This is a genomic window from Bradyrhizobium sp. 27S5, assembly GCF_037217225.1.
GTDB lineage: Bacteria > Pseudomonadota > Alphaproteobacteria > Rhizobiales > Xanthobacteraceae > Bradyrhizobium > Bradyrhizobium septentrionale.
The window spans coordinates 7,925,967-7,946,238 of the sequence record NZ_CP147714.1 but is presented as its reverse complement, the minus strand read 5'-3'; the positions used below and the strand labels follow the sequence as shown (position 1 = coordinate 7,946,238).

Sequence of the window (20,272 nt, the reverse complement as noted above, 5' to 3'; positions counted from 1 at the left end):
CCGGCATCGTTGCGTGGATCGCCGGCCCTTTGCAACAGCAACAAAGTTTCAAACGCCGTTCGGCTTCACCGTCACGTCGCTCAGCGAAGCTGTCCTTCATGGTAGAGGTCGCGCAGCTTGCGCTTGAAGATCTTGCCGGTGGCCTCACGCGGCAGCGCATCCATGAAGCGGATGTCTCTCGGCACCTTGAAATTGGCAAGCTTGCCGCGCAGGAAATCCTGGATCGCTGCAGTCGACAACTCGGCGCCCGCTTCCGGCTCGACGCAGGCGAACAGCCGCTCGCCATATTCGTCGTCGGGAACCCCGAACACCGCGCAGTCGCGGACGCCTTCCATACCGATCAGGGTGTTCTCGATCTCGGCGGGATAGATGTTGACGCCGCCCGAGATCACCATGTCGCGCTTGCGGTCGCACAGGAACAGATAGCCGTCCGCGTCGAGATAGCCGACGTCGCCGACGCTGACGAGGCCGTCGCGGTCGGCTTCGGCGCGTGCCTTGGCATTGCCGTGATAATCGAAATCCGACGCCGTCGTCTGGCGCATGAAGATCTCACCGGGCTCGCCGACGTCGCATTGCGTTCCGTCGGGGCGGAATATCTTGACGATGCCGCCCTCGATGGCGCGGCCGACCGTGCCGGGCTTGGCGAGCGCTTCCGCCGCCGAATGCCAGACCGGGATGCCGGTCTCGGTCGAGCCGAGATATTCGTTGATCACCGGTCCCCACCATTCGATCATCGCGCGCTTGACGTCGACCGGGCACGGCGCCGCGCCGTGGACGATGAAGCGCAGCGACGACAGGTCGTAGCGGCGCCGCGTCTCCTCCGGCAGGCGCAGCAGCCGCACGAACATGGTCGGCACCATATGCATGTGGGTGACGCGGTGACGCTCGATCAGCTGCAACAGATCCTCCGGATCGAAGCGCGGCTCGAGCACGATGGCGCAGCCGTTGCGGAACGCGAGCATTCCGTAGGAGTGCGGCGCCGAATGGTACATCGGGCCGTTCATCAGGATCACCTGATCCTCATTCGCCCTGACGCCGTAGGTGATGGCGCCGACGCGCGCGGCCGCCACCTGCTGCTCCGGCCGCATCGGCTTGCGCTTGACGCCCTTCGGCAGCCCGGTGGTGCCGGAGGTGTAGAACATCGGCGCCGCGCCGATCGGCGCGTCGGCGAGCGGCTGATGCGTGTCACGCCAAATATCCCAATCGGTCATGCCGTCGGGCACGCGGGTGGACGCGGGCGCCACGCCATAGGCGGCGGCGATCTCTGGCGGCGTCGTCACGACCAGGGGCTTGATCCCCGGCGGCAACCCGTCGCGGATCTGCGGCAGCAGATCGGCGTGGCAGACCAGTGTGTCGGCGCCGCTGTCGGACAGGATGTAGGCGACCTCGTCGGCCTTCAGATGCCAGTTGATCGGCACCACCGGACTGCCGAGTGTAGCTGAGGCTACGACCACCTCGAACAGCGCGAAGTCGTTGCGCAGCATCATGCCGACCGGTTTGCCGTCCCGCACGCCGAGCGCCCGGAAGCCGGAGGCCGCCCGCGCGATGCGGACGTGAATCTCGCCATAGCTGATCTGGCGGTCGCCGCTGATGATCATGCCGTTCTCTCCAGGCGGTCGTCAGGACGTCAGGCGCTGGCCCGCAGGAAGTCGCTGCGCGCCTCGGTGTACTCCGCCTTCAGCCGCGCCACCAGTTCGGCGACCGGCGGGGCGTCGACGATCTGGCCGATACCCTGGCCGGAGCCCCAGATGTCGCGCCAGGCCTTGGCCTTCGTGTTGCCGCCGGAACCGAAGTTCATCGTGGATTTGTCGGCGACCGGCAAATTGGCCGGATCGAGACCTGCGGCTGCGATCGACGGCCCGAGATAATTGCCGTGCACGCCGGTGAACAAATTCGAATAGACGATGTCGTGGGCGGCATATTCGGTCAGCGCCTGCTTGTACCTGAGGTCGGCATTGGCTTCCTCGGTCGCGATGAAGCGGGTGCCGACATAGGCGAGGTCGGCGCCGAGCGCGAGCGCGGATGCGATGCTCCAGCCGTCGGAGATCGCGCCCGACAGCAGGATCGTGCCCTTGAACCATTGCTTGACCTCGCGCACCAGCGCGAACGGCGACAGCGTGCCGGCATGGCCGCCGGCGCCGGCGCAGACCAGGATCAATCCGTCGACGCCCTGCTCGTCGGCCTTGCGGGCGTGCTTGACGTTGATGACGTCGTGGAACACCACGCCGCCGTAGGAATGCGCGGCCTCGACAATCTCGGACGGCGGGCGCAACGAGGTGATGATGACAGGCACCCTGTGCTTCACGCAGGTTTCCATGTCGCGCATCAGGCGGTCATTGGAGGCGTGGCAGATCTGGTTGACCGCGTAGGGCGCGACCTTCTTCTCCGGATGCAGCGCCTGGTACTCGCCGAGTTCGTTCTCGATCTGCGTCAGCCACTCGTCGAGCTTCTCGACCGGGCGGGCGTTCAGCGCCGGGAATGAGCCGACGATGCCGGCCTTGCACTGCGCGATCACCAGTTCCGGCCCCGAGACGATGAACAGCGGCGAGCCGACGACCGGCAATTCAAGCTTGTTGGCGAGCGAAGCAGGCAACGGCATTCGGGTCCTCCTTTGTCGCGAGGCCGGCCAGGGCCGGGGCGCGTTCATTGATGTTGATTTGAGCGCGTCGGGCCGGGCGGAGCCGCTGGCCTGCGCTTGCTGCTGTGCATTATAGAGCTGGACGGCATCGCCGGGCCGTTCAATACTGAACAGATAGCTCTTCAATAATGAACAGGGCGACCGCAGCATTGCATTGGGGGAGCCGATGGACTGGGACCTTTGCAAGACCTTCGTCGCGGTTGCGGAAACCCGCAGCTTCGCGGCCGCAGCGCGCAGGCTGCGCTCCAGCCATCCGACGGTCGGTCGTAAGGTCACCGAGCTGGAGGATCAGCTCGGCGTTCCCCTCTTCGCGCGATCCAATGACGGTCTTTCGCTGACATCGCAGGGGCGCAAATTCCGCGAGCATGTCGAGGCCATGGCGGCGGCGGCCCTGCGCGCCGAAGCAGCGGTGTCGGCGACCGGCGCGCAGGCGCGCGGCGTGGTCAAGCTGTCGATCGGTGCGACGCTGGCCTCGCACTGGCTGATGCCGCGGCTCGGTCCGTTTCTCCGTGCCCACGACCACATCCAGCTCGAGATCATCACCCATCCGTTTCCGGCCAGCGTGCGCCGCCGGGAGGCCGACGTCGTGCTGCGGCCGGTGGACAGCGGCGACGAGAATCTGATCGGCCGCAAGATCGGCCGTCTCGGTACCGGCTTCTTTGCCTCGCGCGACTACGCCGCGGGGCGGCATCTGCCCGAACGGCGCGACGAGTGGAAAGGACACAGCATCATTGGCTTCGCCGATCGCGCTTCCAATGAGCGCCTGGCGCGCTGGAGCGATGCCATTACGCGGCAGGGATCGGTGGTGATGCGGTGCTCGTCGCAGGGCGACATGCTCGCCGCGGTGCGGGCCGGGCTCGGAATTTCCGCGCTGTCGTGCTTTGTCGCAGCCGATTATCCTGATCTGGTGCGCGTCGCGCCGCAAAAGCTGTTCAGCGTGGCCGACATCTGGCTGCTTGCGCACCCTGATCTGGTCGAACTCCCCGCGGTGCGCGCGGTGATCGACTTCGTCACCGCTGCCGCGCGCGAGGACCGGGTGAGGTTGCGCGGATAGAACGTAGGTGACAGGTGGCCGCGTTTCGGACCGCTTTGCCGTTCTCAGGCACGCGCCCGCCACAGCGTTGCCGCAAGCAGCAAGAAGGCGGCGCACGTCCACAGCGACTGCCAGTTCTCCGGACCTTCGTTGAGCCCGACATAGATCGCCGCCACGGCAAAAATGCCGGCAAAGATCGATTCCGCGAGCGGACGGATTCCTTTCGCGGGAGGATTGAGCAGCGTGATCGCCGCAAAGGGCACAACCGCCATGGTGAGCGAGGCAAAGGGAAAATCGATGAAGCGCGGGTCGAACACGAGGCCGATCGCGGCCGCGGTGCCGATCACGACGGTGACCATCAAGGCCAATCCGTGCAGGGTCACCAGCACCGATTCAGTGTGGTGTCCCTTCGGACCCAACAATTCCAGGAAGCTCGGCGATGCGCGACCCGACATCAGGGCGTTGGCGCCAAGCACCGGCGAAGCCGTGGCCGCCGCCAGCAGTGAGCCCCACAGCAGCCAGCCACCCGTTCCGTAACTTTCATAGACCATCTTCTGGGCGGCCACCCCGAACAGGATTCCGGCTGTGGTCGCCGATACGCCGATCGCAAGCCATGACGCGAGCCCGGATTGTTCGGGCTTGCGGCGTGAGGACAGCCATGCCGCGGCGAACACCAGGATCGCCAGCGCCATTCCTCCCAGCATTTGCAGCTTCCAGCGCGGGAAATTGCTGATGGGCAGGCCCGCCGGATATTTCAGCGTGCGTTGCTCGGAATCGAACAGACCCCAGGTTCCGCCGATCGTGCCTTCGATCTCACGCTTCCATCCTTCATCATAGGCCTCGAACAGGTTGACGCGGAAATGCTCGCGCCGCGCGAGGTCCAGTACCTCCGCGACCACCCGCGCCTGATTGGTGCGCGACGGCAGCGCGGACTCGCGCATGCGCCCCTCGCTCGGCCAGCCAAATTCTCCGATCAGGATCTCCTTGCCTGGAAAGACCGCCGCGATTTGCCGGCGAATCTCGTCAGCGTGGGCGGCGGCACGCTCCGCCGGAATTGGAATGTTCTCCCAATAGGGCAGGATATGAATCGTGACGAAATCGACCACGTCGGAAAGTTCGCGATTGCTCAGCCAGAATTCCCAGACGTCGGCATAGGTGACGGGGACGCTGACCTGCGCCTTGATCGAGCGGATCAGGGCGGCGAGGTCGGAAGCCGACATTTCCTTGCGCAGCAAAACCTCGTTGCCGACCACCAGCGCGATGATGGTTTCCGGATATTCCCGGGCGAGGCGGATCGCCGTTTCGACCTGCGTTGCATTCTTCTTGCGGTCGCGGTCGAGGAAAATGCCCTGGATGAGTTTCAGCCCCGCCTTGGCCGCCAGTTCGGGAATCTGATCGAGGCCAAGGTCGGTCGCATAGGTTCGGATGCAGTTGGATACTTTGGCAAGTTGGGCGAGATCTTCCGCGATCTGTTCCTTCGACACCTGCGTCGTCTGCGAAAGCGACGTTTGGTGGTTACGGAACGGCGCGTATGAGATGCACTGCACCTTGTCGTTCGGATCGATCGGTGCCCGCACCAAGTTGACCGGTGTGCCCAGCCACCACCACACCGCGGCGATGGCGGCCAGGGATAGCAGGAGCAGCGTCAGCGGAATGCGGCGAGAAACCAGTTTTGCCCCCTTGCAGAAAGGATGTGCTGAGCGTGCTCAATGCGAGAAGCCGGCAAATTGCAGAAATGTTAATTGCAGACGATATATCACGCGATCACACCGCAGATGTGTTTTTCTCGCAAGCTATTTCACGCCGGCGATCACGCCTTCGCGATTCCTAAGCACGCGATAATACGCCCACCACAGATGGGCGGCGGCGCCGCGCAGCGGACGCCACGGCTCCGCAAGCGGCGCCATCTGCTTCGGCGTCGGCCGCTCCTTCAAGCCGAGCCCGACCTTGACCGCTTCCTGCACGGCAAGGTCGCCCGCGGGCCAGGCATCGCCATGGCCGAGGCAGAACAGGAGATAGACGTCGGCGGTCCAGGGGCCGATCCCGGGCAATGCGGTCAGGGTGTTGTGCGCGGCATCGGCCTCCTCGTTGGCGAGCACGTCGAGGTTCAGCCGCTCCTCGGCGAGCTCGCGGGCGACGTGCTTCAATGTCTTGATCTTGGCCGCGGACAACCCGAGCCGGCCGAGGCGGTCGGCCCGCGCCTTGCGGATCGCATCATGGTGGAACGGGTCGAACGCCTTGCTGACCCGCCCCCAGATCGCCGCCGCGCTCGCGGTCGAAAGCTGCTGGCCGCAGATGATCGCGGCAAGCCCGGCAAAGCCCGGCTCGCGCTGCCGGATCGCCGGCATGCCGGTCAGTTCGAGGATCGGCCGCAGGCGGCGGTCCTGGGCGACCAGTTTGTGGATAGCGTCGTCGAGGTCGGCCTGGGTTTCGAGATGGATCAGCATTGCGGGATCTGCATCGACTTGTCGTGCGCGGGCTTGACCCGCGCATCCATCTCCTATCGTAACAGAGTCTTGTCCAGCCGCATGATCCGGAAAAGTGGAAACCGGTTTTCCGGAGAGATCATGCCTAAACAAGGATTGCCGGGTCGAGCCCGGCAATGACCTACGGCCAAACGCCATGCCACCCGTTTTTCGCTTTGCCCCGAGTCCGAACGGCTATCTCCATCTCGGCCACGCCTATTCGGCGCTGCTCAATCACGACCTGGCGCGTGATTCGGGCGGGCGCTTGCTGGTGCGGATCGAGGACATCGACGCGACGCGCTGCCGTCCGGAGTTCGAGCAGGCGATCTACGAGGATCTCGGCTGGCTCGGCATCGCCTGGGAAACCCCGGAGCGGCGGCAGTCCGAGCATTTTTCCGCCTATCGCGCTGCCGTCGACCGCCTGTCGGCGCAGGGGCTGGTCTATCCGAGCTTCGAGAGCCGCGCCGACATCGCGCGGCTGGTCGCGGAGAGGGAGTCCGGTGGCGCCTGGCCGCGCGATCCGGATGGCGCGCCGCTCTATCCGGGGGCGGCCAAATCGCTGTCGGCCGAGGACCGCGACCAGCTGTTCGGGCAGGGCGCGCCATTCGCGCTGCGGCTCGACATGGCGGCCGCGTGCGCGCGCGCCGGAAGCCTGCGCTGGCGGGAAGCGGGCGAGGGGCCGGCCGGCGAGCGCGGAGACGCGGCAGCGCGGCCTGAGGCCTGGGGCGATGTGATCCTTGCGCGCAAGGAAACCCCAACCAGCTACCATCTCTCCGTCGTGATCGATGACGCGCTGCAGGGCGTCACCGATGTGGTCAGGGGCGTTGACCTGTTCTGGTCGACCAGCGTGCACCGGCTGTTGCAGGAACTGTTGGGCCTGCCCGCGCCGGCCTACCGGCACCACCGGCTGATCCCGGACGCCGCCGGCCAGAAACTGTCGAAATCGACCCAGGCGACCGGGCTGCGCGAGCTGCGGGCGGCGGGGGCGAGCCCGGCCGACATCCGCCGCCTGGTCGGCCTGCCGTAAATCCCGGCCGAATTCCGATCGCGAGCAAGCGGGTTACCAACGTGCCGCTTTGCCCAGGAAAGCCGCAAACGCCGCCGTGACTCCGGCACGCCCGGCATGCCATGTTGCTGTAGGGGCGGGGATCACGGAGAACATGGCGTCAAAATCGCGCGTACGGCGCAGCAAGCGGCCATCCAGCAGGGTGCCGCCGAAGACGCGCGCCGCAAAAACGCGCACCGCCAAATCTCGTACCACCAAGACTCGTACCATCAAGACTGCAGCCAAGACCGCAGCCAGGCCGCGCCGCAAACGGGCCGCGCCGAAGGCGTCAGCGAATGCCGCTCCCGGCATGGTCGAGACTGCGCTCGCCGCCTTTGCCCATGAGGTGCGCACGCCGCTGACCGGAATCCTTGCGATCAGCAATCTGCTTGCGACGTCGGATCTTAGCGAGCGCGAGCGGCGCTGGGTCGATACCATCAGGGCTGGCGCGGAGCATCTGGCGAGCCTTGCGACCCTGTTCGTCGATGCCGCCCGCAACGAGGGGCCGGGGCTCGAGATCCGGCAGGACTTTTTCGATCTGCGTGCGCTGGCGCGCCTTGCCGGGGATTCGCTGGCCGGCCGCGCGGCGGCCAAGGGGTTGCAGGCCTCGGTCGAGGTCTCCGGCGAGCTGCCCGCCTTCGCAGTCGGCGATCCCGTCCGCCTGCGCGCGGCGCTGGAAAACCTGATCGACAACGCCGTCAAGTTCACCGAGCAGGGCAGCATCGAGCTGCATGTCGCGCCGGTGCGCGCCGCCAAAGGCAGGATCGGCGGCGGCAGGTTCGGCGTCGCTTTCGCGGTCTCCGACAGCGGCATCGGCCTGACGCTGGCAGAGGTCAAGCGCCTGTTCCGGCCGTTCTCGCAGGCCAATGTCTCGATCGCCTCGCGGTTCGGCGGCGCCGGGCTCGGCCTGTCCTCGGTCAGGCAGCTCGCGCGCGCCATGGGCGGCGACATCGTCGCGGCCCAGCGCCCGGGCGGCGGCACCATCTTCACGCTCAACGTGGTGCTGGCGCGCGCCGAAGGGCCGGTCAGCGCGGCGCCGGGCCAAAGCGGGGCGGCGCTGCTGTCGCAAGGGCTGCGGCTGCTCAGCGTAGAGGATAATCCGTTCGGCCGCGTCGTGCTCAACACCATCCTGACCGAGCTCGGTCACCACGCCGAATTCGTAGGCCAAGGCGAGGCCGCGCCTGATCGGCTTGGGCAGGGCGCCTTCGACGCCGTGTTGATGGACATGGTGCTGCCGGGCATCAACGGCGTCGAGGCAATCAAGCGCATCCGCGCGCTGCCGCCGCCGCACGGTCGTATCGTGATCGTCGGGATTTCCGGCCGTGCCGAGGACGAGGCCGCGGCGCGCGCTGCCGGCGCCGACGCCTTCCTGGTCAAGCCTGTTTCTCCGCGGGCGCTAGCGACTGCGCTGCTTGAAGCGACACGCCGTGCGGCAACCGCGACTTGATGATCGCCGCGTTCAGTTCGCCGCCGAACACGAAGATCGCGGCGATGAAATACAGGAACACAAGCGCGATGATGACCGAGGCGAGCCCCGCATACATCGTGACATAGTTGTTGGCGAAGCGCGCCAGGTACATGCCGAAGCCGATCCCCGAGAGCAGTGACGCCACCATGGTGAAGATGATGCCGGGCAGGATCTGCGTGAAGCCGCGGCGGCCCGCCGGCAGCCAGGCATGCAGGATGAAGAGCGCCACGACCAGGGCCAGCACCGTGATGCCGTAACGCACGGTGTTGAGCAGGCTCTCGTTCGATTCGACGAAGAACGGGATATAGCGCCGCGCCGCCTCGATGATCAGCGGCCCGAGCACGATCAGGAACGCCATCGCGAGCGAGGTGAACGCCGCGACCAGCGTGTAGCCGATCGATTCCAGCCGCAGCCAGTACCAGCGCCGCGGCTCGATCACCGCATAGGCGCGGTTCAGTGCCACCCGCAGCGCCTCGACGCCGTTGGAGGCGAAGTAGATCGCGAGCACCGCGCCGATGGTCAGGATGTCGCCGCGGGTGTTGGTCAGCACATCGTGGATCTGGCCGGACAGCGCCCCGGCGACCTGATCGGGCCAGACCTGGAGCAATAGTCCGACCGCCTGGTCGGCAAGCTGCTTGGAGCCGAAGAAGCCGGCCAGCGACGTCAGCACGATCAGGAATGGAAACAGCGCCATCAGGGTCGACAGCGCGATATGGCTCGCGATCGCCCAGCCGTCATCGGCAAGGAACGTGTAAAAGGCATCCATCACGACATGGGCGACGTAACGAAGCTGCTTCACATTCCACCCGGCATTGTCGACAACGGCTCGGTCCGAGAACGGGCCCAGCATCTGATATTACGCATTGAAAAGCCAGTTGGTTGCATGGCCCAGCTGTGTGGAAGTCCGATCCATGCGGTGTTATGTACCGCAGATGACATCTGTCCTCAGCATGATCGTTCTTCCCATCGCCGTCGGCGCCGTGGCGCTGGTGCTCCTGCTCGGCCTCGCCAACATGATGAAGGGCGGCTCGCCGAACACGTCGCAGAAGCTGATGCGGCTGCGCGTGCTGTTCCAGTTCGTCGCCATCGTGATTGCGATGTCGTGGTCTGGGCGATGGGGCGGTAGATGCGCAAACCTTAGGGGATCACGACCATGGTCGTTCTCAATCGGATCTACACGCGCACCGGCGATGACGGCACCACCGCGCTCGGCTCCGGCGAGCGGCGGCCGAAATACGATCTGCGCGTTGCCGCCTATGGCACGGTCGACGAGACCAATGCGGCGATCGGCGTGGTGCGGCTGCATCTGGCCGATAGTCCCGATGTCGATGCGATGCTCGGCCGGATCCAGAACGATCTGTTCGATCTCGGCGCCGACCTTGCGGTGCCCGAGCGCGAGGGCAAGACTGAGCGTCTGCGGATGCTGGCGAGCCAGGTCGAGCGGCTCGAGCGCGATATCGACAGCCTGAACGACCAGCTCGCACCGCTGACTTCGTTCGTGCTGCCCGGCGGGACACCCGCTTCTGCATATCTGCATCTGGCCCGGACGATATGTCGCCGCGCGGAACGCATGATGGTGGAACTCGCAGCCCGGCCGGACGAGACGGTCAATGCCGCTGGTATCCAGTATATGAACCGCCTGTCCGATTTCCTGTTCGTTGCCAGCCGCTTCCAGAACAACAAAGGGGCCGGGGACGTGTTGTGGGTGCCGGGCCAAAACCGCTAAACTGGTTCAAAACCGGGGGACGGTTTTTTGGCTTTGCCGCGTTGACCGGGGGGTACGGGACCTTTAGGTTCCGCGCCAGCCAACCGAAACCCATAAAATCAAAGCGAAAGAGGATCGATGAAGGTTCTTGTGCCGGTAAAGCGGGTCGTCGACTACAACGTCAAGGTCCGCGTCAAGAGTGACGGATCGGGCGTGGAGCTCGCCAACGTCAAGATGTCGATGAACCCGTTCGACGAGATCGCCGTCGAGGAAGCGTTGCGGCTGAAGGAAGCCGGCAAGGCGACCGAAGTGGTGGTGGTGTCGATCGGACCGGCGCAGGCTTCCGAGACCATTCGCACCGGGCTTGCGATGGGCGCTGACCGCGGCATCCTGGTCAAGGCCGAAGGCAATGTCGAACCGCTCGCGGTTGCCAAGATCCTGAGGGCGGTGGTCGAGGCGGAGCAGCCCGGCCTCGTCATTCTCGGCAAGCAGGCGATCGACGACGATAGCAATCAGACCGGCCAGATGCTGGCCGCGCTGCTCGGCTGGTCGCAGGCGACCTTCGCCTCCAAGCTCGAGGTCGAAGGAAGCGACTTCAAGGTCACGCGCGAAGTCGACGGCGGCCTGCAGACCATCAAGCTCAAGGGCCCGGCGATCGTCACCACTGACCTCCGCCTCAACGAGCCGCGCTACGCGTCGCTGCCCAACATCATGAAGGCGAAGAAGAAGCCGATCGACGACAAGAGCGCGTCGGATTACGGCGTCGATCTCACGCCGCGTCTGGAAGTGCTGAAGACCGCGGAACCGGCGGGCCGCAAGGCGGGCGTCAAGGTCAAGGACGTCGCCGAACTCGTGAACAAGCTCAAGACCGAAGCCGGGGTTCTCTGATGACGACGCTGTTGATTGCTGAACACGACCACGAGACCCTGAAGGACTCGACCAACAAGGCGCTGACTGCGGCGAGCCAGCTCGGCGGCGACGTCCATGTGCTGGTTGCCGGTGGCGGCCAGGGCACCAAGGCGGCGGCGGAAGCAGCAAGCAAGCTCGCCGGTGTCGCGAAGGTGCTGGTGGCCGAAGGCCCGGCCTATGAGCACGACCTCGCCGAGCCCTTGGCTGCGCTGATCGTCGCGCTGGCGCCGAACTATGACGCCTTCGTCGCGCCCGCGACCTCGCGCTTCAAGAACGTGATGCCGCGCGTCGCGGCGCTGCTGGACGTCATGCAGGTCTCCGAGATCATCAAGGTCGTCGCGCCCGACACTTTCGAGCGTCCGATCTATGCCGGCAACGCGATCCAGACCGTGAAGTCGAAGGACGCCAAGAAGGTGATCACGGTCCGCACCTCGACCTTCGCCGCAGCCGGTGAAGGCGGCAGCGCCGCAATCGAGAACGCGGCATCGGCGGCCGATCCTGGCCTGTCGTCGTTCGTCGGCGAGGAAGTCGCCAAGAGCGACCGTCCGGAACTTACCTCGGCCAAGATCATCGTCTCGGGTGGCCGTGCCATGCAGAGCCGCGAAAACTTCGCCAAGTACATCGAGCCGCTCGCCGACAAGCTCGGCGCCGGCGTCGGCGCCTCGCGCGCCGCGGTCGATGCCGGCTATGCGCCGAACGACTGGCAGGTCGGCCAGACCGGCAAGGTGGTGGCCCCGGAACTCTATGTCGCGGTCGGTATCTCCGGCGCGATCCAGCATCTGGCCGGCATGAAGGACTCCAAGGTGATCGTCGCCATCAACAAGGATGAGGACGCACCGATCTTCCAGGTCGCCGATTACGGCCTGGTCGCCGACCTCTACCAGGCGGTTCCAGAGCTGACCGAAGCACTCGGCAAGCTCGGAAAGTAAGCGACAAGACACCGGCCGGGTGAGTAATCTCCGACCGGTGTTATTATTCTTGGGGCAACGATCCGGAAACGGTTTTCCGAAAGGATCGAGCTCGATAGGGGAAAATGGGATCGGGGTGTGATTATCTTTAATCACATCATGGTCCCGGGAAACGTTTTCCGGCGGATTGGGCAACCCGGAAGGCTTCGCTTCGGGTATCGTTGGAATTGGGCAGGCGCGACATGCGCGCCGTTCCGGTGGATGACAAGATGACGGTGGCAATCAAAAAGGTCGGCGTGATCGGTTCGGGCCAGATGGGCAACGGCATCGCCCATGTGGCGGCGCTGGCCGGCTTCGACGTGGTGCTCAATGACGTGTCCGGCGACCGGCTGAAGTCGGCGCTGGCGACCATCAACGGCAATCTGACCCGCCAGGTCGCCAAGAAACACATCAGCGAGAGCGAGCGAAAGCAGGCGCTCGACCGCATCACCTCCTCCGAGACGATCGATGCGCTCGCCGATTGCGACCTCGTGATCGAGACCGCGATCGAGAAGGAAGAGACCAAGCGCAAGATCTTCCACGACCTCTGCGCGGTGCTGAAGCCGGAAGCGATCGTCGCGACCAACTCGTCGTCGATCTCGATCACAAGGCTCGCCGCCTCGACCGACCGCCCGGAGAAATTCATCGGCATTCATTTCATGAATCCGGTGCCGGCGATGGAGCTGGTCGAGCTGATCCGCGGCATCGCCACCGACGACGTGACCTTCGACACCTCCAAGGCCTTTGTCGCCAAGCTCGGCAAGCAGGTTGCGGTGTCGGAGGATTTCCCGGCCTTCATCGTCAACCGCATCCTGCTGCCGATGATCAACGAGGCGATCTACACGCTGTATGAGGGCGTCGGTAACGTCGAGGCGATCGACGCCGCGATGAAGCTCGGCGCGCACCATCCGATGGGCCCGCTCGAGCTCGCCGATTTCATCGGCCTCGATACCTGCCTGTCGATCATGCAGGTGCTGCACGAGGGGCTCGCCGATTCCAAGTACCGGCCGTGCCCGCTGCTGGTGAAGTACGTCGAGGCCGGCTGGCTCGGACGCAAGAGCCAGCGCGGCTTCTACGACTATCGCGGCGACAAGCCGGTCCCGACGCGGTAATTCACGCGCGCTTGTCTCAGATCAGTGCCCGCAACAGCGCAAGCGTCGCGGGCACGAGACCGACGATGACAGTCACACCCGTTCCAAGTCCGAGCAGATGCGCTGTTAGCGCGAGGCCCTGACTTTTCCCCTGCGTTGTCATTTGCAGTGCCTCGCAGGCGCGCTTCAACCGCCGTCCGGCCTCCTCGATGGTCGATGACGGGTTGGCGAAACTGACGCGGATAGAGGGCGACAGCCCAAAATCCTCGCCGGGAAACACCACCAGATCGGCTTGTTCGAGCAGGTAGCTGGAGAAATCGCGGTCAGTCGCAATCAGCTTGCCGTCGGGAGCATGCTTGCCGATCACGCCGGAGCAACTGACCAGCAGATAAAACGTGGCTTCCGGCGGCGTGCAGGAGAGCCCGCTGCATCCGTTCACGAGTTCAGCAAAGCGGTCACGCCTTGCGCGAAGGATGGCGGCGCGCTCGGCCAGCACATCCTGCGCGCCGTCGAGGGCGGCAATTGCGGCGGCCTGGCTGATCGACGACGCACCGGAGGTGGTCTGCGACTGGATCGTGATCATCTCGCGGATCAACGCTGCAGGGCCGGCGGCGTAGCCGATGCGCCATCCCATCATGGCGTAGCTCTTGGCGAGGCCGCTCACGGTCAGCGTCCGCGGCTTCAGGCGCGGCTCGATTTCCGCAAGCGTCGGCGCGGGAGCGCCGTTGAACACGATGTGCTCATAGAGCCCGTCGGTAAGCACCCAGACGTCCGGATGCCGCAACAGGATCGCGGCGATCTCGGCCAGATCCTCCGGAGAATACAGCGCGCCGGAGGGATTGACCGGATTGTTGACGACGACCCAGCGGGTTCGCGGCGATATCGCCGCCTGCAAATCCTCGGCACGCAGCTTGAAGCCGTTGTTCTGCGCGCAGGGCACGATCACCGGCGTGCCGCCCGCCAGCCGGACCTGATCGAGATACGGCGCCCAGTACGGCGCGGGGACGATCACCTCGTCTTCAGGCGCCAGCGTCGCCAGCAGCGCGTTGAACAGCGCCTGGGTCGAGCCATTGGTGATGACGATCTCGTTCAGTTCGTAGTCGAGCTGGTGGTCGCGCAGCAGCGCGGCCTGCACCGCGCGCTTAAGCTCCGGCGTGCCGTCGACATCGGTGTAACGGGTCTCGCCGCGCTGGGCCGCTTCATGCGCCGCCGCGATCACATGATCCGGTGTCGGAAAGTCCAGATTGCCCGACGACAGCTCGATGATCTCACGCCCGGCTGCGCGCAGTTCGCGGGCGCGGCGCCGCAGCACCGATGCGGGCGATGCCTTGATGCCGCTCATGCGCGGCGAGAGGATCGGTGTCGCGGTCATCGGACGTACTGCGCCTCACCGTTGCCGAACGACCAATTTTCGGGAAGCACCTCGACAAGGTTGATGAAGATGTCCTCGGCGCGCAGGCCGGGACTTTCCGTCAGCAGTTCGGCCATGCGTCGATAGAGCTTCTGCTTCTGCGCCACCGGGCGGGTGTTGCTGACCGTGATCTGAATGATGACCAGATCGTCGCTGCGCCTGATGCCGAGATAGTTCGCGCCATAGGCGAAATCGTCGTCATCGTGCTCGGAGACCGTCATGAAGCGATCGCCTTCCGGCACATCGAAGGTCTCGCGCATGGCGCGATAAAGGCTTTCGAGAATGGCCTTGCGGTAGGCGGCGGGCTTGCCCCGTCGCAAGGAAACACTGGTCAGCGGCATGATGGTGGCTCTCCTGGCGGCGTTACGTGCGGCCGATCCTAGGGGCTTCTTGATCATTGAAAAACGGTATGATATCGCATTTCAATGATTGTTAATTTAAATGAACGGCCATGAAGGCACTCGACGTCGAGGCGGTGCAGGCCTTTGTGCTGGTCGCGGACCTCAGCAGCTTCACGCGCGCGGCGCAGGCCATGGAGACCACGCAGTCCGCGATCAGCCTGAAGATCAGGCGTCTGGAAGACGGGCTCGGCCGGCGGCTGCTGGAGCGAACGCCGCGGCTGGTCCGGCTGTCCGCGGAAGGGGCCGCCTTCCTCGGCGCGGCGCGCAATCTGGTGGCCGCGCATCAATCGGCGATCGGGTCGTTTGCGGTCGAACATCGGCGATTGGTCGTCGGCATCAGCCACCACATCGTGGGATCGGAACTGGCCTCGCTGTTGAAGCGGATGAACACCACCGATCCGGGCCTGGTGATCCAGCTGCACGTCGATACGTCACGGTCGGTGCTCAGCGCATTCGACGACGGCAAGCTCGATGCTGCGATCGTGCTGCGCCACGACGCCAAGCGCCGCGATGGCGACGTGCTGTTCGAGGAGCCGTTCGGCTGGATGGCCGCTCCCGATTTTCACCATCGGCCGGGCGAGCCGCTACGCCTGGCGACGCAAGCCGAGCCGTGCAGCGTGCGCGCGATGGCGGTCGAGGCTCTCGACGCTGCCGGCATCGCCTGGACCGAGGCCTTTGTCGGTGGCGGACTTTCGACGATCGGGGCCGCGATCTCCGCGGGCCTTGCGGTCGCAGCGCTGGCGCGCCGGGTGGCGCCGGCCGATACCGTCGACCTCGGGCCGCGGCTAGGCCTGCCGCCATTGCCGTCGCGCGACGTCATGCTGCACTCAAAGTTGTCAGATGCACGGACACGGCAGGCGTTGCGCACCTTGGGTGCGGCCTTCGCGGCGAACGCGGCCTGAGCGGCTCGTCGTCCAAACGATGTGTCCGCCTGACGTGGCCGCCGATACCAAGCGTTAACTTTCCCCGGCTACGCCAAAGCCGGACTTGGGAGTACCGCGTATGGACATGATGAGCATGGTCACCAGCATCCTGTCGATGCAGCAGGGCAATTTGCAGGGTGAGATCGCGACCCGTGTGACCAAGCAGAACCTCGACGCGGAAAAGTTCGCGGTTCAGACCCTGCTCGGCAGTCCTTCGACCGCGAATTTGTCCCCCGGCGTCGGCGGCAACCTCAACGCCGTCGCCTGATCAGAATCCGGCCGCGGCCGGCGCCAGCGCCGCCTTCACCAGCTTGATCGCATCGTCGCTCGCCCATTCGGCAGGACCGGCGATATTGGCGATTTCGCAGCCGTTGCCGTCGACCAGGACCGAGGTCGGCATGCCCAGCGCCTTACCTATGTTCTTAAGATCCTGAAAGACCTTGGCTTTCTGGTCTGAGAAATAGCCGAGATTGGTCAGATTGGCCTCTCTCAGGAAGTTCTTCGGCTTGTCCGGATCGCGGGTGTCGATGTTGATCGCGACCACTTCGAAATCCTTGCCGCCGAGCTTGGTCTGCAGGCTGTCGAGCGCCGGCATTTCCTTGCGGCAGGGCACGCACCAGGTCGCCCACAGATTGACGAGTACAGTCTTGCCGCGCCAGTCCGAGAGCTTCTTCGGCTGTCCGTTGGCGTCCTCGAAGGCGAGGTCGGGCAGCCTCAACGGGGTGGTCGCCATGGTCAGCGCCGCGACCTCGCCATGGGCGAGCGGGGCAATCTTCTTGGCTAGGGCCACCGCGCTGTTGCAGGCCACATCGCCGCCCGCGGGATGCTTGAGGCCGGAGACCCCGACATAGCCGATCGCGGCCCCGGCCAGCACGGCGCCGATCACCAGCGGGATGCGCCACCGGGCGGCAGGCTTGGCGGTCGGTTCGGACGGGGTCGTCTCGGGCATATCGTTTGTCATCCTGGGTCAGATGTGGCTAAGCAATGCCGGGAATACGACCGGAACCGCCATGCTGTTTCGCCGCTCCGGCGATGAAACCGCACGGCCTGCAATACAAATTCGTGAGCGAGAAGTCATGAGCAACAAGATGTGGGGCGGCCGGTTCTCGGAGCGTCCCGACGCGATCATGGAGGAAATCAACGTCTCCATCGACGTCGACCGTCACCTTTATGCCCAGGACATCGCCGCGTCCAAGGCCCACGCCGCAATGCTCGCCGCGCAGGGCATCATCACCGCTGCTGATGCGAAAAATATCGGCAAAGGTCTAGACACGATTTTGTCAGAAATCGGCAAGGGCGATTTCGACTTCAAGCGCGCGCTCGAGGACATCCATATGAATGTCGAGTCGCGGCTGTCCGAATTGATCGGTCCCGCGGCGGGCCGGCTGCACACCGCACGCTCGCGCAACGACCAGGTCGCGACCGATTTCCGGCTCTATGTCCGCGACACCATCGATGAGACCGATGCGGCGCTGGCCGCGTTCCAGGAGGCGCTGGTCGCCCGCGCACTTGAGCATGCCGGAACCGTGATGCCGGGCTTCACCCATCTGCAGACCGCGCAGCCGGTGACCTTCGGCCATCATCTGCTGGCCTATGTCGAGATGGCTTCCCGCGACCGCGGCCGCTTTACCGACGCGCGCAAGCGGCTGAACGAATCGCCGCTTGGCGCCGCCGCATTGGCCGGCACCTCGTTTCCGATCGACCGCGCCGCAACCGCCAAGGCGCTAGGCTTCGACCGCCCGATGGCCAATTCGCTCGATGCGGTGTCCGACCGCGATTTCGTGCTGGAGACGCTGTCGGCAGCCGCAATCTGCGCGGTGCACATGTCGCGCTTTGCCGAGGAGATCGTGATCTGGACCTCGCCTTTGGTCGGCCTCGTCAGGCTCAGCGACAAGTTCACGACGGGATCGTCGATCATGCCGCAGAAGCGCAATCCGGACGCGGCCGAACTCGTGCGCGCCAAGACCGGCCGCGTGATCGGCGCGCTCACTGCGCTGCTGATCGTGATGAAGGGCCTGCCGCTCGCCTATCAAAAGGACATGCAGGAGGACAAGCAGGGCGCGATGGAGGCGTTCGCGGCGCTGTCGCTCGCAATCCGCGCCATGACCGGCATGGTCGAGGACCTGGTGCCGGACGCGGCGAAGATGAAGGCCGCCGCCGGCGAGGGCTACGCCACCGCGACCGACCTTGCCGACTGGCTGGTGCGCACCCTGAAAATGCCGTTCCGCGACGCCCATCACGTCACAGGACGTATCGTCGGCCTCGCCTCCAAGCAGGGCGTGGCGCTGCACGAGCTGCCGCTGAAGGCCATGCAGGAGGTCGAGCCGAAGATCACGGCCGACGCCCTGAAGGTGCTCAGCGTCGAATCCTCGGTGCAGAGCCGGACCTCGTTTGGCGGCACGGCGCCGAAGAATGTGACGGCGCAAGCCAAAGCCTGGGCCAAGCGGCTGGAAAAAGAGCGAAAATCGGGCTGATCGCGAAAATTTGGCCGTGATTTCGTGGCGCTCCGCCTCTCGCCAGAGCACGCCAATGTTTGTATGGTGCGGCCCGAATTGGGGATTTCGTCGTGACTAGCAAGAACCGCCTGACCCCCTCGGGATGGGCCATCATTGTGCTGAGCGTATCAGCGCTGACGCTCGGCGGCTGCGGCCGCAAGGGACCGCTCGACCTACCGCCGACCGCGAATGCCGCGCCGGGGACGACAGCGGCGCCGGGCGATACCGAGAGCGAGCGGGCGGCGCAGCCCAGCGTGTTCAATCCGACCTATGGATCGGATGCCGCGCCGGCCGCATCGAAAGGCAATAAACGGCCCTTCATCCTCGATCCGCTGCTCGGCAACTAGTATCCGGAGCATGATCCGGAAAAGTGGAAGCCGGTTTTCCGACAAGATCATGCTCAAACAATCTAACGTGTCATGAACCATTTCGACTATCGCAACGGCGTGCTGCATGCCGAGGCGGTCAATCTCATTGAGCTGGCGGAAGCCGTCGGCACGCCGTTCTATTGCTATTCGACCGCAACGCTGGAGCGGCATTACCGCGTCTTCACCGAAGCCTTCGCAGGCGAGAAGGCGCTGGTCTGCTACGCCATGAAGGCGAACTCCAACCAGTCGGTGCTGCGCACGCTGGCCAAGCTCGGCGCCGGCGCCGACGTGGTGTCCGGCGGCGAGTTGAAGCGGGCGCTGGCGGCCGGCATTCCGCCATCGAAGATCGTGTTCTCCGGCGTCGGCAAGACCGAAGCCGAGCTGCGCGCGGCGCTCGCCACCGACATCCTCTGCATCAACATCGAGTCCGAGCCGGAGCTCGAGATGCTGTCGCGGCTTGCGGTCGAGATGAAGACGACGGCGCGGATCTCGGTGCGGGTCAATCCCGACGTCGATGCCGGCACCCATGCCAAGATCTCGACCGGCAAGTCCGAGAACAAGTTCGGCATTCCGATCGCGCGCGCCCGCGAGGTTTATGCCCGCGCCGCGAAGCTGCCGGGCATCCAGGTCACCGGCACCGATGTGCATATCGGCAGCCAGATCACCGATCTCGGTCCGCTGGAGGCGGCCTTCCGCCTGCTCGCCGATTTCGTGCAGACACTGCGCGCCGACGGCCACGACATCTCCCATGTCGATTTCGGCGGCGGCCTCGGCATTCCCTATTACATGGACCGCGCCGCGCCGCCGGCGCCGGATGCCTATGCCGCGATGGTCAAGCGCGTCACGCACAATCTTGGCTGCACGCTGATGTTCGAGCCGGGCCGCATGATCGTCGGCAATGCCGGCATCTTGGTCACCCGCGTGATCCATGTGAAGCCGGGCGATGCCAAGAACTTCGTCATCATCGACGCCGCGATGAACGACCTGATCCGGCCGACGCTGTATGAAGCCCATCACGATATCCTGCCGGTGCGCCAGCCCGCGCAGGGTACGCCGACCATGGTCGCCGACGTGGTCGGTCCGGTCTGCGAGACCGGCGACTATCTCGCGCTCGACCGCACGCTGCCGCAGCCGAAGGCCGGCGATCTCCTCGCGATCATGACCGCCGGCGCCTATGGCGCGGTGCAGGCCGGCACCTACAACACGCGGCCTCTAGTGCCGGAGGTGCTGGTCAAGGACGACCAGTATGCGATCGTTCGCCCGCGCATCGACGTCGACGCGCTGATTGCGATGGACAAGCCCGCGCCGTGGTTGTGAGGCACGCTGGCACCTCATTCTCGGTGTCGTCCCTGCCTAGTGCGCAATTGCGCACG

The 20,272-nt window shown here is 65.2% G+C and carries 20 protein-coding genes and 1 pseudogene; 13 read left to right on the top strand and 8 right to left on the bottom strand.

Translation table 11 applies throughout. From position 1 onward, the window contains the following. Nucleotides 1–80 precede the first annotated feature (80 nt). On the bottom strand, nt 81–1,598 hold the full coding sequence (locus WDM24_RS37415; protein ID WP_338829278.1) for an acyl-CoA synthetase: 1,518 nt from the start codon (nt 1,596–1,598) through the stop codon (nt 81–83). A gap of 29 nt (nt 1,599–1,627) precedes the next feature. Beyond that, complete coding sequence (locus WDM24_RS37410) at nt 1,628–2,599, bottom strand: nitronate monooxygenase family protein (protein WP_338829277.1); 972 nt, start codon at nt 2,597–2,599, stop codon at nt 1,628–1,630. Nucleotides 2,600–2,804: 205 nt separating this feature from the next. Here WDM24_RS37410 and WDM24_RS37405 point away from each other — a divergent pair, with 205 nt between their 5' ends. Then, on the top strand, nt 2,805–3,692 hold the full coding sequence (locus WDM24_RS37405) for a LysR family transcriptional regulator (protein WP_338829276.1): 888 nt from the start codon (nt 2,805–2,807) through the stop codon (nt 3,690–3,692). 44 nt (nt 3,693–3,736) lie between these two features. On the opposite strand, the gene WDM24_RS37400 is transcribed toward WDM24_RS37405, so the two are convergent. Next, the gene (locus tag WDM24_RS37400; RefSeq protein ID WP_338832517.1) at nt 3,737–5,299 is read right to left on the bottom strand and encodes a glycosyl hydrolase family 17 protein; all 1,563 of its coding nucleotides are present in this window, start codon (nt 5,297–5,299) and stop codon (nt 3,737–3,739) included. A gap of 165 nt (nt 5,300–5,464) precedes the next feature. Next, on the bottom strand, nt 5,465–6,118 hold the full coding sequence (locus tag WDM24_RS37395) for a DNA-3-methyladenine glycosylase family protein (RefSeq protein ID WP_166299124.1): 654 nt from the start codon (nt 6,116–6,118) through the stop codon (nt 5,465–5,467). 175 nt (nt 6,119–6,293) lie between these two features. On the opposite strand from WDM24_RS37395, the gene gluQRS reads away from it, so the two are divergent. After that, complete coding sequence (gluQRS, locus tag WDM24_RS37390) at nt 6,294–7,163, top strand: tRNA glutamyl-Q(34) synthetase GluQRS (RefSeq protein ID WP_338829275.1); 870 nt, start codon at nt 6,294–6,296, stop codon at nt 7,161–7,163. 133 nt (nt 7,164–7,296) lie between these two features. Further along, on the top strand, nt 7,297–8,628 hold the full coding sequence (locus tag WDM24_RS37385) for an ATP-binding protein (RefSeq protein WP_338829274.1): 1,332 nt from the start codon (nt 7,297–7,299) through the stop codon (nt 8,626–8,628). Here WDM24_RS37385 and WDM24_RS37380 read toward each other — a convergent pair. Then, the gene (locus WDM24_RS37380; protein WP_414645786.1) at nt 8,555–9,415 is read right to left on the bottom strand and encodes a YihY/virulence factor BrkB family protein; all 861 of its coding nucleotides are present in this window, start codon (nt 9,413–9,415) and stop codon (nt 8,555–8,557) included. The genes WDM24_RS37385 and WDM24_RS37380 overlap by 74 nt on opposite strands. A gap of 166 nt (nt 9,416–9,581) precedes the next feature. Between WDM24_RS37380 and WDM24_RS37375 the strand changes: the two are divergent. The 5 genes and pseudogenes from WDM24_RS37375 to WDM24_RS37355 all read left to right on the top strand — a co-directional run bounded on the left by WDM24_RS37375 (nt 9,582) and on the right by WDM24_RS37355 (nt 13,322). Beyond that, nucleotides 9,582–9,775 (top strand): annotated as a pseudogene (locus tag WDM24_RS37375) (twin transmembrane helix small protein). A 27-nt stretch (nt 9,776–9,802) separates the two neighbouring features. Continuing rightward, nucleotides 9,803–10,375: a cob(I)yrinic acid a,c-diamide adenosyltransferase gene (locus WDM24_RS37370; protein ID WP_166299121.1), complete on the top strand. Its 573-nt coding sequence runs from the start codon at nt 9,803–9,805 to the stop codon at nt 10,373–10,375. Nucleotides 10,376–10,492: 117 nt separating this feature from the next. Further along, nucleotides 10,493–11,242 (top strand): electron transfer flavoprotein subunit beta/FixA family protein, encoded by a 750-nt coding sequence (locus WDM24_RS37365; RefSeq protein ID WP_166299120.1) that lies wholly within the window; start codon nt 10,493–10,495, stop codon nt 11,240–11,242. Further along, on the top strand, nt 11,242–12,192 hold the full coding sequence (locus WDM24_RS37360) for an electron transfer flavoprotein subunit alpha/FixB family protein (protein ID WP_166299119.1): 951 nt from the start codon (nt 11,242–11,244) through the stop codon (nt 12,190–12,192). Before WDM24_RS37365 ends, WDM24_RS37360 begins: the two co-directional genes overlap by 1 nt. A gap of 248 nt (nt 12,193–12,440) precedes the next feature. Beyond that, nucleotides 12,441–13,322, top strand: coding sequence for a 3-hydroxybutyryl-CoA dehydrogenase (locus tag WDM24_RS37355; protein ID WP_029079743.1), 882 nt, complete (start codon nt 12,441–12,443; stop codon nt 13,320–13,322). A gap of 16 nt (nt 13,323–13,338) precedes the next feature. Here the strand turns inward: WDM24_RS37355 and WDM24_RS37350 are convergent, their stop codons facing one another. Together WDM24_RS37350 and WDM24_RS37345 are read right to left on the bottom strand one after the other, a co-directional pair. Continuing rightward, nucleotides 13,339–14,673 (bottom strand): pyridoxal phosphate-dependent aminotransferase, encoded by a 1,335-nt coding sequence (locus WDM24_RS37350; protein WP_338829272.1) that lies wholly within the window; start codon nt 14,671–14,673, stop codon nt 13,339–13,341. Beyond that, a complete protein-coding gene (locus WDM24_RS37345; RefSeq protein ID WP_338829271.1) occupies nt 14,670–15,053 on the bottom strand; it encodes a tautomerase family protein in 384 nt (127 codons plus the stop codon). The genes WDM24_RS37350 and WDM24_RS37345 overlap by 4 nt, the downstream gene beginning before the upstream one ends. 110 nt (nt 15,054–15,163) lie before the next feature. Here WDM24_RS37345 and WDM24_RS37340 point away from each other — a divergent pair, with 110 nt between their 5' ends. Together WDM24_RS37340 and WDM24_RS37335 are read left to right on the top strand one after the other, a co-directional pair. Further along, nucleotides 15,164–16,015 (top strand): LysR substrate-binding domain-containing protein, encoded by an 852-nt coding sequence (locus WDM24_RS37340; protein WP_338829270.1) that lies wholly within the window; start codon nt 15,164–15,166, stop codon nt 16,013–16,015. Between the two features lie 100 nt (nt 16,016–16,115). Next, a complete protein-coding gene (locus tag WDM24_RS37335) occupies nt 16,116–16,304 on the top strand; it encodes a putative motility protein (protein WP_029079739.1) in 189 nt (62 codons plus the stop codon). Here the strand turns inward: WDM24_RS37335 and tlpA are convergent, their stop codons facing one another. Further along, nucleotides 16,305–16,985, bottom strand: coding sequence for a thiol:disulfide interchange protein TlpA (tlpA, locus tag WDM24_RS37330; RefSeq protein ID WP_338692372.1), 681 nt, complete (start codon nt 16,983–16,985; stop codon nt 16,305–16,307). It abuts the gene before it with no gap. Between the two features lie 127 nt (nt 16,986–17,112). On the opposite strand from tlpA, the gene argH reads away from it, so the two are divergent. The 3 genes from argH to lysA all read left to right on the top strand — a co-directional run bounded on the left by argH (nt 17,113) and on the right by lysA (nt 20,216). Further along, a complete protein-coding gene (argH, locus tag WDM24_RS37325; protein ID WP_166299115.1) occupies nt 17,113–18,510 on the top strand; it encodes an argininosuccinate lyase in 1,398 nt (465 codons plus the stop codon). 92 nt (nt 18,511–18,602) lie between these two features. Further along, on the top strand, nt 18,603–18,878 hold the full coding sequence (gene lptM, locus WDM24_RS37320) for an LPS translocon maturation chaperone LptM (protein ID WP_166299114.1): 276 nt from the start codon (nt 18,603–18,605) through the stop codon (nt 18,876–18,878). 72 nt (nt 18,879–18,950) lie between these two features. Continuing rightward, nucleotides 18,951–20,216 (top strand): diaminopimelate decarboxylase, encoded by a 1,266-nt coding sequence (gene lysA / locus WDM24_RS37315; RefSeq protein WP_166299113.1) that lies wholly within the window; start codon nt 18,951–18,953, stop codon nt 20,214–20,216. Nucleotides 20,217–20,272: the final 56 nt, after the last annotated feature.